Origin of the sequence: Pedobacter sp. CFBP9032, from assembly GCF_034045265.1 — a bacterium.
Taxonomy (GTDB): domain Bacteria; phylum Bacteroidota; class Bacteroidia; order Sphingobacteriales; family Sphingobacteriaceae; genus Pedobacter.
Genome location: NZ_JAXCWE010000006.1, coordinates 286,039 through 302,692, shown reverse-complemented (window position 1 = coordinate 302,692; position 16,654 = coordinate 286,039). Strand labels below are relative to the sequence as shown.

18 protein-coding genes are annotated in these 16,654 nt (G+C 36.8%); 8 read left to right on the top strand and 10 right to left on the bottom strand.

Annotation, left to right across the window (positions count from 1 at the left end; translation table 11 throughout):
- Positions 1 to 123: 123 nt before the first annotated feature.
- From rpsB to SOM16_RS13835, 6 genes are all read right to left on the bottom strand, one after another.
- Entirely contained in the window at positions 124 to 957 is an 834-nt protein-coding gene (rpsB, locus tag SOM16_RS13860) for a 30S ribosomal protein S2 (RefSeq protein WP_154281110.1), read from the bottom strand.
- 18 nt (positions 958 to 975) lie between these two features.
- On the bottom strand, positions 976 to 1,362 hold the full coding sequence (gene rpsI / locus SOM16_RS13855; RefSeq protein ID WP_269416197.1) for a 30S ribosomal protein S9: 387 nt from the start codon (positions 1,360 to 1,362) through the stop codon (positions 976 to 978).
- A 3-nt stretch (positions 1,363 to 1,365) separates the two neighbouring features.
- Entirely contained in the window at positions 1,366 to 1,809 is a 444-nt protein-coding gene (gene rplM, locus SOM16_RS13850) for a 50S ribosomal protein L13 (RefSeq protein ID WP_131557562.1), read from the bottom strand.
- 395 nt (positions 1,810 to 2,204) lie between these two features.
- Positions 2,205 to 3,755, bottom strand: coding sequence for an Rne/Rng family ribonuclease (locus tag SOM16_RS13845; protein ID WP_320464589.1), 1,551 nt, complete (start codon positions 3,753 to 3,755; stop codon positions 2,205 to 2,207).
- Positions 3,756 to 4,040: 285 nt separating this feature from the next.
- On the bottom strand, positions 4,041 to 4,922 hold the full coding sequence (locus SOM16_RS13840; protein ID WP_320464588.1) for a tetratricopeptide repeat protein: 882 nt from the start codon (positions 4,920 to 4,922) through the stop codon (positions 4,041 to 4,043).
- Between the two features lie 8 nt (positions 4,923 to 4,930).
- Positions 4,931 to 5,233, bottom strand: coding sequence for an HU family DNA-binding protein (locus SOM16_RS13835; RefSeq protein ID WP_010601128.1), 303 nt, complete (start codon positions 5,231 to 5,233; stop codon positions 4,931 to 4,933).
- A gap of 168 nt (positions 5,234 to 5,401) precedes the next feature.
- Between SOM16_RS13835 and mutY the strand changes: the two genes are divergently transcribed.
- Together mutY and SOM16_RS13825 are read left to right on the top strand one after the other, a co-directional pair.
- Positions 5,402 to 6,487: an A/G-specific adenine glycosylase gene (gene mutY / locus SOM16_RS13830; protein ID WP_320464587.1), complete on the top strand. Its 1,086-nt coding sequence runs from the start codon at positions 5,402 to 5,404 to the stop codon at positions 6,485 to 6,487.
- Between the two features lie 26 nt (positions 6,488 to 6,513).
- Positions 6,514 to 6,954 carry a single-stranded DNA-binding protein gene (locus SOM16_RS13825; protein WP_320464586.1) on the top strand — a complete coding sequence of 147 codons (441 nt, stop codon included), beginning with the start codon at positions 6,514 to 6,516 and terminating at the stop codon, positions 6,952 to 6,954.
- Positions 6,955 to 7,134: 180 nt separating this feature from the next.
- Here the strand turns inward: SOM16_RS13825 and glmS are convergent, their stop codons facing one another.
- The 3 genes from glmS to SOM16_RS13810 form a co-directional block, all read right to left on the bottom strand.
- On the bottom strand, positions 7,135 to 8,973 hold the full coding sequence (glmS, locus tag SOM16_RS13820; RefSeq protein ID WP_320464585.1) for a glutamine--fructose-6-phosphate transaminase (isomerizing): 1,839 nt from the start codon (positions 8,971 to 8,973) through the stop codon (positions 7,135 to 7,137).
- A 125-nt stretch (positions 8,974 to 9,098) separates the two neighbouring features.
- The gene (locus SOM16_RS13815; RefSeq protein WP_320464584.1) at positions 9,099 to 10,478 is read right to left on the bottom strand and encodes a DUF4270 domain-containing protein; all 1,380 of its coding nucleotides are present in this window, start codon (positions 10,476 to 10,478) and stop codon (positions 9,099 to 9,101) included.
- 21 nt (positions 10,479 to 10,499) lie between these two features.
- Complete coding sequence (locus tag SOM16_RS13810; RefSeq protein WP_320464645.1) at positions 10,500 to 11,324, bottom strand: glycogen/starch synthase; 825 nt, start codon at positions 11,322 to 11,324, stop codon at positions 10,500 to 10,502.
- A gap of 148 nt (positions 11,325 to 11,472) precedes the next feature.
- On the opposite strand from SOM16_RS13810, the gene panC reads away from it, so the two are divergent.
- The 4 genes from panC to SOM16_RS13790 all read left to right on the top strand — a co-directional run bounded on the left by panC (position 11,473) and on the right by SOM16_RS13790 (position 15,146).
- Positions 11,473 to 12,318: a pantoate--beta-alanine ligase gene (gene panC / locus SOM16_RS13805; RefSeq protein WP_320464583.1), complete on the top strand. Its 846-nt coding sequence runs from the start codon at positions 11,473 to 11,475 to the stop codon at positions 12,316 to 12,318.
- A 219-nt stretch (positions 12,319 to 12,537) separates the two neighbouring features.
- Positions 12,538 to 12,888, top strand: a complete 351-nt coding sequence (gene panD / locus SOM16_RS13800; protein WP_320464582.1) for an aspartate 1-decarboxylase — start codon at positions 12,538 to 12,540, stop codon at positions 12,886 to 12,888.
- 4 nt (positions 12,889 to 12,892) lie between these two features.
- On the top strand, positions 12,893 to 13,882 hold the full coding sequence (locus SOM16_RS13795; protein WP_320464581.1) for a lysylphosphatidylglycerol synthase transmembrane domain-containing protein: 990 nt from the start codon (positions 12,893 to 12,895) through the stop codon (positions 13,880 to 13,882).
- A 124-nt stretch (positions 13,883 to 14,006) separates the two neighbouring features.
- Positions 14,007 to 15,146, top strand: a complete 1,140-nt coding sequence (locus tag SOM16_RS13790; RefSeq protein ID WP_320464580.1) for an acyl-CoA dehydrogenase — start codon at positions 14,007 to 14,009, stop codon at positions 15,144 to 15,146.
- 130 nt (positions 15,147 to 15,276) lie between these two features.
- On the opposite strand, the gene SOM16_RS13785 is transcribed toward SOM16_RS13790, so the two are convergent.
- Positions 15,277 to 15,621, bottom strand: coding sequence for a phage holin family protein (locus tag SOM16_RS13785; RefSeq protein ID WP_320464579.1), 345 nt, complete (start codon positions 15,619 to 15,621; stop codon positions 15,277 to 15,279).
- Between the two features lie 17 nt (positions 15,622 to 15,638).
- Between SOM16_RS13785 and SOM16_RS13780 the strand changes: the two genes are divergently transcribed.
- Together SOM16_RS13780 and rimP are read left to right on the top strand one after the other, a co-directional pair.
- Complete coding sequence (locus SOM16_RS13780; protein WP_320464578.1) at positions 15,639 to 16,067, top strand: hypothetical protein; 429 nt, start codon at positions 15,639 to 15,641, stop codon at positions 16,065 to 16,067.
- Between the two features lie 120 nt (positions 16,068 to 16,187).
- Positions 16,188 to 16,652 carry a ribosome assembly cofactor RimP gene (rimP, locus tag SOM16_RS13775; protein WP_320464577.1) on the top strand — a complete coding sequence of 155 codons (465 nt, stop codon included), beginning with the start codon at positions 16,188 to 16,190 and terminating at the stop codon, positions 16,650 to 16,652.
- Positions 16,653 to 16,654: the final 2 nt, after the last annotated feature.

The window sequence follows — 16,654 nt, the reverse complement described above, 5'->3', positions numbered from 1 at the left end:
TTCCTTTTTAAAGTTTAAAATCTTGTTATAACAATTACAGGTTACAAGTTACAAGTGCTAAGTTAAACTCATGTTAAGCCAACTTAAAACCTGAAACCAGTAACCTGCAATTAAAAAATATTACTATTCTTCTGTTTTAGTTTCTTCTGATGAAGAGCCTTCAACTTCAGCTTCAGCAGTTTTTTTACGTCTTGGTTCTTTAACCTCTGGCGCATCCGCTGCAGCTTTAGCCGCTACTGCTTCTTTTTCTGCTTCATCATCTTTTTCACGTTTACGCTCATCTAAACCTTCTTCAATTGCTTTGATGATTACATCAGTAATTAAAGAGATTGATTTAGTTGCATCATCATTCGCTGGAATTGGGAAATCGATGTTTGAAGGATCAGAGTTAGTATCAACCATCGCAAAAGTAGGGATGTTTAATTTTAACGCTTCAGTAACTGCGATGTGTTCTTTCTTAACATCAATTAAGAATAATGCTGCAGGTAAACGGTTTAAATCAGCAATACCACCTAAAAGTGATTCTAATTTAATACGCTCACGTTGAATCATCAAACGCTCTTTTTTAGATAAGATCGAATAAGTACCGTCTTTAGTCATTTTATCGATGTTAGACATCTTTTTAATTGACTTGCGTACAGTAGCAAAGTTGGTTAACATACCACCTAACCAACGTTCGGTTACGAAAGGCATATTTACTTTCTTAGCTTGTTCAGCTACGATTCCTTTTGCTTGTTTTTTTGTTGAAACAAATAAAACTTTACGTCCTGATTTTACGATTTGTTTAATCGCAGCCGCAGCTTCTTCAGTTTTAGTTAATGTTTTATTTAAATCTATAATGTGAATTCCATTACGCTCCATGAAAATGTAAGGAGCCATTTTTGGATTCCATTTACGGGTAAGGTGACCAAAGTGTACACCTGCATCCAATAAGTCTTGATAAGTTGTTCTTGCCATTGTCTTTGCCTCCTGTGATTAACGTTTACTGAATTGGAATTTCTTACGGGCTTTTGCACGTCCTGGTTTTTTACGTTCAACCATACGCATATCACGCGTCATTAGGCCTTTAGCACGTAATGCAGGTTTTTTCTCCGCATCTAGTTCAACAATCGCTTTAGCAATAGCTAAACGAACAGCTTCTGCTTGTCCTTTTATTCCACCACCTTGTACATTTACAGTGATATCATAACGACCTGTAAGCTCAGAAACTTCTAAACTTTGGTTTACGATATATTGCAAAGGTAAAGTTGGGAAATATACTTTGTGATCTTTACCGTTAACGGTAATTGCTCCAGCACCATCTTTTAAGTAGATACGTGCAACAGCTGTTTTTCTTCTGCCTGAAGTGTTAGTAACTGACATTTCTTAAAGTTTAATGGTTTTTGGAGATTGAGCTGAATGTGGGTGGCTTTCACCTGCATACACAAAAAGATTAGTGTATAATTTTTTACCCAATTTAGTTTTCGGTAACATACCACGTACCGCTTTCTCGATTACACGTTGAGGGTGTTTCGCCATTAACTCTTTTGGAGAGATAAAACGTTGACCACCTGGATAACCAGTATAAGAAACATATTGCTTTTCGCTGAATTTGTTTCCTGTCAATTTAACCTTGTCTGCATTGATAACGATAACGTTATCTCCGCAATCTACGTGTGGGGTGTACTCAGGCTTGTTTTTACCACGGATGATCATAGCGATCTTCGATGACAAGCGCCCCAAAATCTCGCCTTGCGCATCAACAACAATCCACTGTTTGTTAACAGTTTTCGCATTGGCCGAGACAGTTTTGTAACTTAACGTATTCACTTGCTTGTATTTAATTTATTAAACAATTTATTATTCCCATTAAAATTGGGACTGCAAAGATAGATAGAATACTTTTATTATCAAATAGTTGAAAGGAAAAAATTGAAAGTTATTTATTAAAGTTTGCAAGGGGCGGGGGATAGATTATTTTGTTTACAACAAACCAATACAATCTGAAGTGATCATAAAAAAGATATAGCGATGGTTATTTAAATTAATAAGGTCGAATATTAGATAAATATAAAATTGAAGTTCAATTCTCCGATGGTATTAATAGAATCGTTGATTTTGAAGTCCTATGCATCTATAAGAGTGTCGGGGGATTAGAACATAAAGGATCAAAAAGCAGAAAGCCCGGATTTTTAAGTTCGGGCTTTCTGTTTAGCGTGTTGAAATTACAATTTTATTTCTTCATCCTTAGATGAGATAAAATGAAATTCATTTAAATAGTATGATGATTGTGCCTTAACTTTAATCCACTGGCCATATTTAAAAAACCAGCGGCGTTGTAAGTTAAAGATTCCTTTAGTAATGAAAGCTTCAATATAAGGGTGTACACTTAGCGTTATACCTTTTTCATTTTGCTCACGTAAAATATAATTAAGGTTATTCTCAATATCATCCATTAAAACAATACTTGCTTTAATTTCTCCGGTTCCACCACAAGCCGGACATTTTTCTACCGTAACAATATTCATCTCCGGACGAACGCGTTGTCTGGTGATTTGTACCAAACCAAATTTGCTTGGAGGCAAAATAGTATGTTTGGCTCTATCCAATAACATCAGCTCACGCAAATAATCGAATAGCATTTTACGGTTTGTTGGCTTATGCATATCGATAAAATCGATGACCACAATGCCGCCCATATCACGCAAGCGCAATTGTCGGGCAATTTCTTTTGCCGCCTCTTTATTTACCTGTAAAGCATTTTCCTCCTGGTTTTCTTTACTGGCAGTACGGTTCCCACTATTCACATCTATAACGTGAAGTGCTTCAGTGTGCTCTACTACTAAATAAGCACCACCTGGTAAGTTTACTGTTTTTCCGAAAGCATTTTTAATTTGCTTTTCTATTCCGAAGTGGTCGAAGATGGGTTCTTTCTGTTTGTAAAGTTTCACGATTTTTTCCATTTCCGGAGAAATATCATGAACATAAGAACGAATATCATCGAACAACTCTGGCGTGCTCACGTAAACGTTTGTAAAATCAGGATTCAGAATATCACGTATTAACGTTGATGATCTGTCCATCTCTCCCCATACCCTTTTTGAAGGTTCGGTTGAAGGCACTTTTTTAATGAAGTTTTCCCATTTTGCAATTAGATCTAATAAATCTTTTTGCATTTCGGCAACCCCACGTCCTTCAGAAACGGTTCTGATAATTACCCCAAAATTTTGGGGTTTAATACTTTCGATAATCTTTTTTAAACGATTACGTTCGGTATTACTTTTAATTTTTTTTGATACAGATATGGTATTGGAGAATGGCACCAGTACCACATACCTGCCGGCAATCGAAATGTCGGAGCTTAAACGAGGGCCTTTTGTAGAAATTGGTTCTTTAGCAATTTGTACGGGAAGCAGCATGTTTTTCGCCAGCACATCAGAAATTTTGCCTGCCTTATTAATGTCGGCTTCGAGCTTTAAATTATCTAATAATGTGCCTGTAACCGAGCCATTACGCTTGATTTTAGTTAGCTTAATTAAAGATTGCACCTGTGGGCCCAAATCAAAATAATGCAAAAAAGCATCTTTTTCATAACCAACATCCACGAAAGCAGCATTCAGGCCGGGCATAATTTTTTTAATGCGGCCTAAATAAATATCGCCTACGGCGTAGTTATTATTGATTTGTTCTTTGTGAAGCTCAACAAGTTGTTTGTCTTCAATCAACGCTATGGTAACTCCGGCAGGAGTCGAATTGATAATTAATTCTTTTACCAACAGCTACAGATTTAAGGCTTTCGCCTATTAACAAATGGATAGTAAACGAGAAAAACCTGATATAGCCCAAATACTAATGCGATTAAAAAAATCATATAAATACTTTAAACCTCACAGTTTTTACTATGAGGTTTAAAGGGCTGCTATCAAAATAAGAATCTATTTTTTCTTATGTCTGTTTTTTCTTAAACGTTTTTTACGTTTGTGGGTAGCCATTTTATGTCTCTTTCTTTTTTTACCGCTTGGCATAGTTTTAAGTTTTAAATGTTTTTATTAATCCGTTAATTAATTTTTATTCTTTAGTTCAGCTACTTTCTTATCGATGAATGATGATAAGGTTGGGTTAGCTGCTAATTTTTTGCTAGATAAATAAGCATCAACTGCTTCTTTGTTCTTGCCTAAATTTTCTAAAGCTGTTCCTAAATAAAAATAGGCTTCAGGTGTAGGAGCAGTAGCAATCACCGTATTAAAACGAGGAATTGCTTTGTCAAACTGGCCTGATTTTATAGAGAAAATTCCTAAATTCATGTTCGCCTTAACATTTTTTGGCTCTTTAGCTACAACTTCCAGCAACATTGCAATACCTTGCATTGGTGCGCCTAAGCCATTTACTATCGTTACGCCTAATCCTGTTTTGGCTTCAATATTATTTGAATCTTTCTCTAATACATTTTGGTAAGATGTATTGGCTTTCTGTAATAATGCAGGTTGAGCCAAGCTATCTTGAGTACTCTCAAACGCCTTCATAAATTGATTGCCTGCAGCTAACCATGTTTTTGATGATGGTTCGCTCTGCGCAACTACTTCTAAATAAAGCGCTGATGGAGTAATTTGCTCCACATCATCCCATTTCTGAGCTAACTGTTTTGCTACTTCAATTTTTTCTGCACCTTTAGCGCCTTTATAACTGTTTTCTAAAGCTGTAATGTCTGTAGCCAAATTTTTGTTCAGTACATTCTTAGCTGCTATAGAAGAAGTTTCGATGCTTAGCACTGCAGCAGATGGTGTGGATGCTGCGCCAGTCATTTGTTCGCCGGCAGCAGGCATTTTGCCATTTTCTTCTGTTGGTTTAACCAACCCCTTAATGTCTCTTGTGAATAAAAAAGCAACCAGCAATAAAACTGCTCCAATGATAATGATTTGTTTTGATCTGATGCTGCTATTCATAATATGACTTAGGCTTCTACACTAATTTTTTTAGAGTTACTTTTAACTTTATCAACAAAAACTTTTGCTGGTTTAAAGCTAGGTACAAAGTGTTCTGGGATAATTATTGCAGTGTTCTTAGAGATGTTTCTAGCAGTTTTTTGTGCTCTCTTTTTAACAACAAAGCTTCCGAAGCCTCTTACGTATACATTTTCACCGCCAATCATACTTGTTTTGATAACCTTGAAAAATGCCTCAACCGTTTCCTGTACATCAACCTTCTCAATTCCGGTTTTTGTTGATATTTCTGAAATAATATCTGCCTTAGTCATATTTACTTATTTATATATATTGTGTTTTAATATTATAACTGTTTTGGGGTTGCAAAAGTATTGCTTTTTAATGAGATAGGGAAATAAAAGATGATTTTTTTATCTCCTCAGATATCAGGCAATTGCAAGATTTTTTTTTATCCAATAAATACGCCGTAATTTGCATCAATGACATTCCAGATTGAACTGATAAATTGGTATCAAAATAATAAAAGAGATCTGCCCTGGAGGCACACAAACGATGCTTATACCATTTGGTTATCAGAGATTATATTACAGCAAACCCGGGTAGAACAAGGCCTTCCATACTTCAACAGTTTTCTCGAAAATTTCCCTACGGTAAGCGATTTCGCTGCTGCTACAGAAACGAGGGTGTTGAAACTTTGGCAAGGATTAGGCTATTATTCAAGGGGTAGAAACATGCATGCTACCGCGCAAAATGTGGTAAATAACTTTGGTGGGATATTTCCAACACTTCATGATGACCTGATTAAACTTAAGGGAATTGGCGAATATACTGCTGCAGCAATTTCTTCTTTTTCTTCTGGCGAGGCAAGGGCTGTTGTTGATGGAAATGTATTCAGGGTACTATCCAGGTACTTTGGCATTGAAACGCCAATCAATTCTCCGGCAGGTAAAAAAGAATTTTTTAAACTTGCCAATGAACTCCTCTATCAGGAAGATCCGGCCACGTACAATCAATCAATTATGGAGTTTGGCGCAATTCAGTGTAAACCGAAATCGCCGAATTGTGGTATTTGTCCATTAAATCAATCTTGTTTTGCATTTACTCAAAATCAAGTAAATCTACTTCCTGTAAAACTTCGTAAGGCTGCACAAAGGCATCGCTACCTCAATTATTTTATTTGTAAAAATGATGAAGAGGTGTTAATTCGCGAAAGGCAGGCAGGTGATATCTGGCAGCACCTTTTTGATTTCCCCTCCATTGAGACTCAAGAAGAAGTAAATTTAAGCAATTCCTTATTTGCTGAAAAGGTTGCTGAAACTTTTGGCATTAATGCAGAGTTTACACAGCTCATGAGTAAAAGACATATATTAACACACCAAATTATTCATATCAACTTTTTTTTGTTAAAAAATTATATATTTAACTTCGATAAACAAAAGGAACTTAATTGGGTTTCTTTAGATAGATTGAATGATTTACCGCAACCAAAAGTTATTCACGATTTTATTACCGAATATCTTTTAAAACGTAATGGCCTAACTACCCAGATTTCATTTGATCTATAATTTAAAAAAACTAACCAAAAATATTTATGTCGGGCATTAACAAAGTTATTTTAGTAGGCCATTTGGGCAAAGACCCTGAAGTACGTCATTTAGATGGTGGCGTTACCGTCGCAAGCTTCCCTCTTGCCACATCAGAAACCTATAATAAAGATGGAAAACGAGTAGAACAAACGGAATGGCACAATATTGTATTGTGGAGAGGCCTCGCCGAAGTTGCCTCTAAATATCTTCAAAAGGGAAAACTCGTTTACATTGAAGGAAAATTAAGAACAAGATCTTTCGAGGATAAAGAAAAAGTTAAAAAATATGTAACTGAAATTGTAGCAGAAAATTTCACGATGTTAGGCCGGAAGAGTGATTTTGAACAGAGTCCTACAGCTACGATTCAGCAAGCCCCGGCAGAACGTAAAATCGAGGATGAGTATACCATTGGTCCTTCGGACGAAAATGGTGATTTGCCTTTTTAAGTCTGAATTAAGAAATAGACCGTATCTTATTAATCTAAAAAAATATATGTTCTGTTGAGTTTGTCGAAATACGGTGAAGAAAATTTTACAAGTTCTTCGACAAGCTGATGATGGCATCTTTAATTTAAAGATGCCATCATCAATTTATAATAAGGTCTTTTGTTTAAAGGCTTATATTATTTATTCAACCGTTACGGATTTTGCCAGGTTTCTTGGCTGATCGATGTTACAGCCTCTTAAAACTGCAATATGATAAGATAACAGTTGCAGAGGAATGGTAGCCAGTAAAGGTAGAAAAGCTTCGTTGGCATCAGGGATTTCAATACAATAATCTGCCATTTTCTTTACTTCTACATCACCTTCAGTAACGATTGCGATCACCTTACCCTTTCTGGCTTTAACTTCCTGAATGTTGCTGATTACCTTTTCGTATGATGAATTTTGAGTCGCAATAAAAACTACAGGCATTTCTTCATCTATTAAGGCGATAGGGCCGTGTTTCATTTCTGCGGCAGGATAACCCTCTGCATGGATATAAGAAATCTCCTTAAGCTTTAATGCACCTTCAAGCGCCACTGGGAAACCACTTCCACGCCCCAGAAATAAACAATTCCTTGAGTCCTTAATTTTTTCGGCAACTTCTTTAATTAATTTATCTGATTCGAGCGCCTTTTGAATTTTTTCCGGAATATGATCTAACTCCGTTAAAAGCTCAATCATTTTAGATTCGGTAATGGTTCCCTTTTGCTGCGCCATGTAAAAGGCCATTAAAGTGAGCACGGTAACCTGGGCGGTAAACGCCTTGGTAGAAGCAACGCCAATCTCCGGACCAGCATGCGTATACACACCTGCGTGCGTTAAACGAGGAATGGATGCACCTGCTACGTTACAGATTCCAAAAATGGTTGCACCACGTTCTTTAGCCATTTCAATAGCCGCCATGGTATCTGCCGTTTCTCCAGATTGTGAGATGGCAATTACTACATCCTTTTCTGTAATGATTGGATTACGGTATCTAAATTCAGAAGCATACTCTACTTCAACCGGGATTCTGGCGTATTCTTCAATCAGGTATTCGCCAACTAAACCAGCATGCCAGGAGGTTCCACAGGCTACAATAACGATTCTATCAATATTTTTGAGCTTTTCCGCAAATTCTTTTATTCCTCCAAGTTGAACCTTTCCCTCGCTTGGATAAATACGGCCACGCATACAGTCTTTAATTGATCTCGGTTGCTCGTAGATTTCTTTTAACATGAAGTGTTCAAAGCCACCTTTTTCCAGCATTTCCAACTTCAATTCCAATTCTTGTATTAATGGCGTCTGAACGATATTATCCAGTTGCTTCACCAATAAATCATCTTTGGTAACTAAAGCAATTTCGCCATCTTTAAGGTAGATTACATTTTTAGTATATTCAATAATCGGTGTAGCATCTGAGGCAATAAAATATTCGCCTTTCCCAACGCCAATTACCATCGGACTACCTTTTCTGGCTGCAATCAAACGATCTGGATGATCTTTATCCATAATCACAATCGCATAGGCGCCGCTTACTTCATGCAAGGCCAAGCGAACAGCTTCGAGCAGATCCAGGTTTTCTATTTTCTGAATCTCCTCTATTAAATGGATGAGTACTTCGGTATCTGTATCACTTTTAAATTCATGACCACGGCCCATCAATTCTTCTTTCAGCGTAGCATAATTTTCAATTATACCATTATGAATAATTGATAGTTTCTCATTATTTGAAGTGTGTGGATGTGAATTCCGATCTGATGGTACACCATGTGTTGCCCACCTGGTGTGTCCCATTCCGATGGTGCCAGTACGGTCTTGATTTTCAGCAAACTCTTCTAAAACAGCCACTTTACCAGCTTTTTTATAAATACTTTGTCCGCTATCATTTATTAGTGCTATCCCGGCACTGTCGTAACCTCTATATTCTAACCTTTTAAGCCCTTTTAAAACGATTGGCCAAGCTTCTCTATAGCCGATGTAACCTACTATTCCACACATATATTTGGGTATTTCTAAAGTCGACGAATATACTAAACAAAGATTGGTTAGCGTGAAAATAATTTTTCAGGGCATAAAAAAACCTCAGCATTTCGGGCTGAGGTTTTCTTTAAGGATTATAATTGTTAATTTATCTTCGTGTAATAAATATTCAATTTTATTTTATTTGTAGCGTTACCAAAAGATCCGATAACAGCTCTCCCGGCAGATGTACCTGAAGGTGAAATATCGTATTGAGTAATAGATGATGGTGCTAAGAATGTTCCATAATCTGTAATGGTTTTATCAACAAGACCTTGTACATATGAAGTAACATTAAATACATATCTGTTTGTCGACGATTGGTAAGCACCGCCAAATAAACCAGTAGCATTAGAGGCTAGTAAACTATTGTAATCAGGTAAAGTGGTAGGTTGTTCAGCAATATCCCAGCGATATAAAGCTAATCGCTCTGCCGGAACGAACGGATTTGCAAATGAACCATTACTTACATCAACCACTAATTCTGCCTTATTTACTACAACTTTACCATGTGTATTACTAAAGTTTGCAAGATTTGGAAAAGAGATTTTAGTTTTTACTCCAACTAAACCTTGCAAATACGTTACATTATATTGTGTAGCATTATTGGTGAGTTGTGTTTGAACATCCGTACCAGTATAATCATGTTTAATGTTTGCGGCAGCACCGTTTGCTAACGAAATCGGGAAATTCACGCTCGTGGTATCAATGCCATTTGTGGCATTAGGTTTTTTATAAACCAATTGAACAAACGAACTAGTACCTGCAAGATCTACAAAAGCTACTCCACCACCGGCAATGGTTGAAGATGTTTTGTTCACCTCTGCATATAAGCCTTTAAAATAATCAATAAACCTTGCAGCTGTTGTAAAGGTAGCAGCAGGTTGCGCCAAAATGGTGCTCTGAATAAATGCCCTGTTTAATGGAATTCTGATCTGAGCTTTAACTGTTCTTAGCGTATCAGGCTTGCCAGCAATAATGTCAAAAATTTTGATAGGTGTTTTAGGGAAAATTTTACTATTGAAGTTACCTAATAGAGTACTGTTATGGGGCTGTACATCAGAACTTTTAAAATTGGTAATTTTATTAGTCAACTGGTATACATCAATACTATATTTAGAAGTTGTAGTATCTCCGTAGAACTGGGTACCCAGGTTTAAAACCAATACAGCAGAATCCAAAGTAGAGTTGGTGCCGAAATCCTGATTAAGGGAAGTTGGAGGTGCTACAGACATTGCCAGGCTGGCTTCTGTTTTTCCGAAAATCGGATCAACCATATAGCCTATCGGATGCTGAGTTAATCCACTGGTTGTAATATCACCTTCTTTTATCGTTTGTGACCTGATCTGCTCATTGTTTACCAAAGTACCTTCGATAGCTGCGTTTGGATCAACGTCTAAACCGACAGCACCTGGGTTTTTACATGATGCAAAAAGAAAAAGACCTATCAACAGGGTTAATAAGTCTTGTTTTGTAAATTTCATATTTAAAATAATAATACCTGATTAAGCAACTGAAACCAATTCATCACTTGAAATTTCTTCATAAAAAGTATAGAAGTTTTCAAAATTATCGGTTAAGTTAAAGGCTAATGTTGGTTTATTAGAATCTTTAACAAATTTTAACACCGTTGCATCAAGATTTTCATCTGCTAAAACTACCGCATCAGCATGTGTTATCGCACCAATATGCATACTGTTGCAATCTGCAGGAATGAAAGCTTTTGTGTCTTCCTCAGTCATGTTAGCCATTACAGCTTTAGCTGCGAATTTCTCATTCAGTTTTTCTGTAAAACCATCCTCATAAATCGAATACACCACTTTTGAATTCTTGAAAGTAGGATCATTTTTATAAGTAGTTTTGATATAAGCAGGAACTAAAGAACTCATCCACCCGTGACAGTGAACAATATCCGGAGCCCATCCTAATTTTTTAACCGTTTCTAGTGCGCCTTTGCAGAAGAAAATAGTACGCTCATCGTTGTCATCAAAGAATTTTTCATTCGCATCTCTGAAAACTTGTTTGCGTTGAAAATACTCTTCGTTATCAAGGAAATAAACCTGCATGCGTGCAGCTGGGATGGATGCTACTTTAATAATTAAGGGATTATCATTGTCATCAATAATGATGTTCATTCCTGATAAACGGATTACTTCGTGTAGGCGATTTCTTCTTTCGTTGATGTTACCGAATTTAGGCATCAAGATGCGGATTTCAAATCCTTTTTCCTGCATAGCCTGTGGTAGTTGACGCGTTATTTCAGAAATTTTAGTAAGCTCGAGGAAAGGCGACATCTCGTGTGTAACAATCAGCAGCTTCGTTTTGGCCATCTCCATATTATAAGAAAATATTAAGTTAAATAAAAGATAATGAGCTGCAAAGGTAAGCATAATAATACTATTTATCAATATAGCAAGCATTTGTTTGGTTTCGTTTAGATTAATTTACACCTTTACCATTTAATTTAGATAGACCAAATTGGAAATATTTAAAACCAAAGCAACGCTTAAAGCTTTCTTAAAACCATTAAAAGAATCTGGTAAAAAAATAGCACTTGTACCCACAATGGGTGCCTTGCATAATGGCCATATTTCTTTGATCAAACTTGCCCAGCAAAATGCAGATATTATTATTTGCAGCATTTTCGTAAACCCTACTCAGTTTACAGATCCTAAAGATCTGGAGAAATATCCCCGTCCTATTGAACACGATTTAGCCATGCTCGAAAGTGCAGGCTGCAATGGCGTGCTGATGCCAGATGTTGAAGAAATGTATCCTTCAGATGAAAATGAAAACTGGCATATTGATCTGGGAAAAGCCGAATTTTTATTAGAAGGTGAGTTTAGAAAAGGGCACTACCAAGGGGTTACACAAATTGTGAAGAAACTTTTTGATGCGGTTGATCCCGATATCGCGATGTTCGGACAAAAAGATTTTCAGCAGGTATTGATGATCAAAAATATGGTTGAGTATTTCAACCTTTCTATTCAGATTATCACCTGTCCTATTATTAGGGAAGATGACGGACTGGCCATGAGTAGCCGCAACATTCACTTATCTGCTCTTGATAGAAAGCACTCTTTGGTTTTAAATGAATCCCTCTTGTTTGTGGTTAAACACTTCGATGAATATGCATTGGAAGAACTGGAAGCAAAAGCAAAAACATTTTATAATAATATGGAGGGGGTAGAATTAGATTATTTTACCATCGTTAATGGAAATACCTTAGAGCCAGCCACTTCCAAAGATGAAGCAAATCTGGTTGCCTTAGTTGCGGCCAAAGTAGGTTCTACCAGGTTAATCGATAATATGATTATTAAATAGTATCGAGATTAGGGGAGTGGGTATGAGGATTAGGGTATCAAGATTTGAGTATCAAGTATTGAGATTAGGGTGTAAAGTATTGAAATTTTAGTATCAGGATCAAATGTCGTTATGGTCCAATACATATAAGAATTTTGAATTTCGATTTTATTTTTTTGTAAATAAGCCTTCTACCTTAAACCTTTTTATCATCAACCTTTTTATTACTAACTTTGCCAAATGGTTATTACAATATTAAAATCGAAAATACACCGTGTTAAAGTAACACAAGCTGAATTAAACTATGTAGGCAGTATTACGATAGATGAAGATTTGATGGATGCGGCCAATATTATCGCTAATGAAAAGGTACAAATTGTTAATAACAATAATGGAGCCCGTTTCGAAACTTATGTTATAAAAGGCGAACGCGGCACCGGGACCATCTGTTTGAATGGTGCAACTGCACGCCTGGCTCAGTTGGGCGATGTCCTCATCATCATGTCTTACGGTAGCCTTCCTATTGAAGAAGCCAAGAAATATAATCCAATCCTTGTTTTTCCGGATGACAATAATCATTTATTAAAATAGCATTGTGACACTCGACCTCAAAACGGCAGTAAAATACCTCATCATGCTTTTGATTGGTGTAGGTGTTTTATACTTGGCGTTTCAAGGTCAGGATCTGAAAAGGATTTGGCTGGAAATTAAAACAGCCAACCTCTTTTATGTAATCATTTCTTCGTTATCCGTTTGGTTTGCCTATGTCTTGAGGGCGTTAAGGTGGCAAATGCTTTATGGAGCTATTCATTATAAAGTTAGTTTCTGGAATGTCTACCACGGAGTGATCATTGGTTATTTAGCCAATTTAGCTTTGCCGCGGTTTGGCGAGGTGGTTCGATGCTCGGTAATGCAAAGAACAGAAAAAGTGCCGATCTTTTCGTCTTTGGGTACGGTAATAACCGAAAGACTTTTCGATATACTTGTACTTCTGCTTACTAGCCTGGCGTTGCTTATTTTTCAGTACGACTTAGTGTTTGATTTTCTTGATCACCACCTCTATCATAGTATCGCAAATCGCCTGAGCCAGGTTAATTATATCTGGCTAATGGCATTTGGTATTTTACTTATGATGTTAAGCGGCGCAACATTCTACTTTTTACGCCGTAGCGTAAACAAAAAGTTGCTAAGAATTTTTGTAAGCCTCAGGCAGGGATTTGGATCCTATCGCAAAATGAAAAATAAGTGGTCTTTTCTGCTTTACACTTTTGGGATCTGGAGCTTCTACCTGATTTCCATGTATTTCTGCTTTTCAGCCCTTCCATCAACCAGCAACCTGCATGTTAATGCTGCATTTACCGCATTGGTGTTTTCCGGATTTGCTATGGCTGCACCTGTGCAAGGTGGGATTGGTGTTTTCCATTGGATGGTAGTACAATCTTTGGTTTTATACGCGGTATCTTTTAAAGATGGATTGGCTTATGCCACAATTATCCATTCCTCCCAGATTTTACTTATTCTTATTTTAGGATGTTTAAGTCTCTTCTTAACATTAATAAAACCTCGTTCCAAAATTCCTGGATAACAGATTCCGCAAATGGAAACTAAACGGCTACTTATTATTATTTCAATAAAATTACTATGCAGCCATAGTAATTTATGATTTGAAATGCTACATTTGATTTACTAACCCTTTATACCTAAATGTTATGCATTTTGAATTAAGTGAAGAGCAAATAATGATACAACAGGCTGCAAGAGATTTTGCACAGCAAGAACTTAAGCCTGGAGTAATTGAGCGCGATGAGCATCAGAAGTTTCCTGCCGAACAAGTAAAAAAGCTGGGTGAACTCGGCTTTTTGGGCATGATGGTGAGCGAAAAATATAATGGAAGTGGCCTTGATGCCATCTCTTATGTTTTAGTAATGGAAGAACTTTCTAAAATAGACGCCTCTGCATCAGTGGTTGTTTCTGTAAATAATTCATTGGTTTGCTATGGTTTGGAAGCTTATGGGAGTGAAGAACAGAAAGAAAAATATCTTAAACCATTGGCATCTGGCGAAAAGATTGGTGCATTTTGTTTATCGGAACCAGAAGCAGGATCAGATGCAACTTCACAACGTACTACTGCAGAGGATAAAGGTGATTACTATCTGTTAAACGGAACGAAAAACTGGATCACCAATGGAAATTCAGCTTCAACATATTTAGTTATTGCACAAACTCATCCGGAATTGAGGCATAAGGGAATTAATGCCTTTATTGTTGAAAAGGGGATGGAAGGTTTTACTATTGGGCCGAAAGAAAATAAGCTTGGCATCCGTGGATCTGATACGCATTCTTTGATGTTTAATGATGTTAAAGTGCCTAAAGAAAATAGAATTGGTGAAGATGGTTTCGGATTTAAGTTTGCGATGAAAACGCTTGAAGGCGGTCGGATCGGAATTGCTGCGCAAGCACTCGGAATAGCTCAGGGTGCCTTTGAACTGGCTACACAATATGCTAAAGAGCGTAAATCTTTTGGAAAACCAATCTCAGAACACCAGGCCATTGCCTTTAAACTGGCAGATATGGCCACACAAATTGAAGCAGCAAGATTATTAGTTTATAAGGCAGCGTGGCTGAAAGATCAAGGTTTACCTTATACACAGGCTGGTTCTATGGCGAAATTATTCGCCTCTAAAGTAGCCATGGATGTAACCATTGAGGCTGTTCAGGTACATGGCGGGTATGGCTTCGTAAAAGAATACCATGTAGAACGCCTGATGCGTGATGCAAAAATCACTCAGATTTATGAAGGAACTTCTGAGATCCAGAAAATGGTTATTTCGAGGGAAGTGATAAGGTAGGATCAAGTCTGAAGTCAACAGTCTGTAGTCTTGAGTCAGTTGGACTTAAGACTACAGACTGTTTTGTTTTATCGAAGAAGTCTCTCGACCAACAACTTTGGACTAATGACTCTCGACTAAAGACTCCAAACTATTCCTTCTCTCCTGCAACAGCACCAAAGATTGCTTTTATTAGCGCAACAATGATAGCTAAAAATGCAGCTGCAAAGAATCCGGTAGTGTTAAAAGATGTCATCATGCTATCTACCAAAAGAATCATCAGAACCGTGATAATGAATGATACCAGTCCTAATGTTAAAAAGTTGATTGGAAAAGTTAACAACCTCAAAATAAAACCAATAGTTGCGTTGGCTAAGGCAATTAACACGGCTGCGCCCAATGCACTCATAAATCCGGTTACTTCTACTCCGGGAACCAGTTTCGCCCCGATAAAAAAGGCAAGTCCCATCAAAAGAACTTCAATAATTAATCTCATAATGTTTAAATTTGTTAATGTTTAAAAGCTTGTGTAAATTTTTAATTGTTACAACAATAGGATTGTCAATTTCTTGTTCAGGTACAAACAAAAAACCAGTCATTAAGTTTTCAGCGGATAGCGCATCAATAGTAGTCAAAAATATTGATGAGGCGAGCCTACTCCAGGTTAAAAACCATTATGAAGGTAATGCTGATTCCGTAGCCTTAATTTCTGTTATTTTAAAGCCAGGAGGTCTGGATAGTTTGCAGGATGATATTGAAGTGCCTGGGAAAGTTAAGGTAGCAGGAGATTCTGTTGTTTTCGTGCCTGAACAACCATTTCAAAAAAATAAAAGTTACCTGGTAGAAAATTATATAGGAATTAAGTTCGCAGGTCTGAGTAACTTACTTAATGGTACTGCCAGGCACAATTTACAGCCGCAAAAGCAGGTACTTAAACGTTAATAATCAGCATAATAATAAGATAAGTATTTGATTTTTCGTGATAAAGTACTATATTTGCATTGTAATCGAAGAAAAGAGAAGGGGACAATGTCCCCTTTTTCTATGAAATCAGGTTAAAATATGCAGGTAGAAAAGAAAGTTGCAAGCCTCGTAGAGGAAAAAATTGCAGATCGGCCAGAGCTTTTTTTGGTTGAAGTGAAAATGTTGCCAAATCATAAATTAATTATTCATGTTGATGGCGACGAGGGTATTAGCATACAGGATTGTGTGGCCATTAGCAGGCATGTAGGTTTTCATCTGGAAGAGGAAAACGTAATTGAGCAGGCTTATAATTTAGAAGTTTCTTCTCCAGGTGTTGGGGAGCCATTAAAATTAAATCGCCAATACGTAAAAAACATTGGTCGTACGCTAAGTGTTAAATTTAAAGATGGACTCAAAAAGGAAGGAAAGCTTTTAACGGTTACAGATGATAATCTAGTTCTGGAAGAATCGGTTAAAGAAAAAGGGAAAAAAGCGGTAAATGTTGAAACAACGGTACTGTTTAATGATATATTAGAAACAAGTGTGTTAATTTCATTTAAGTAAAA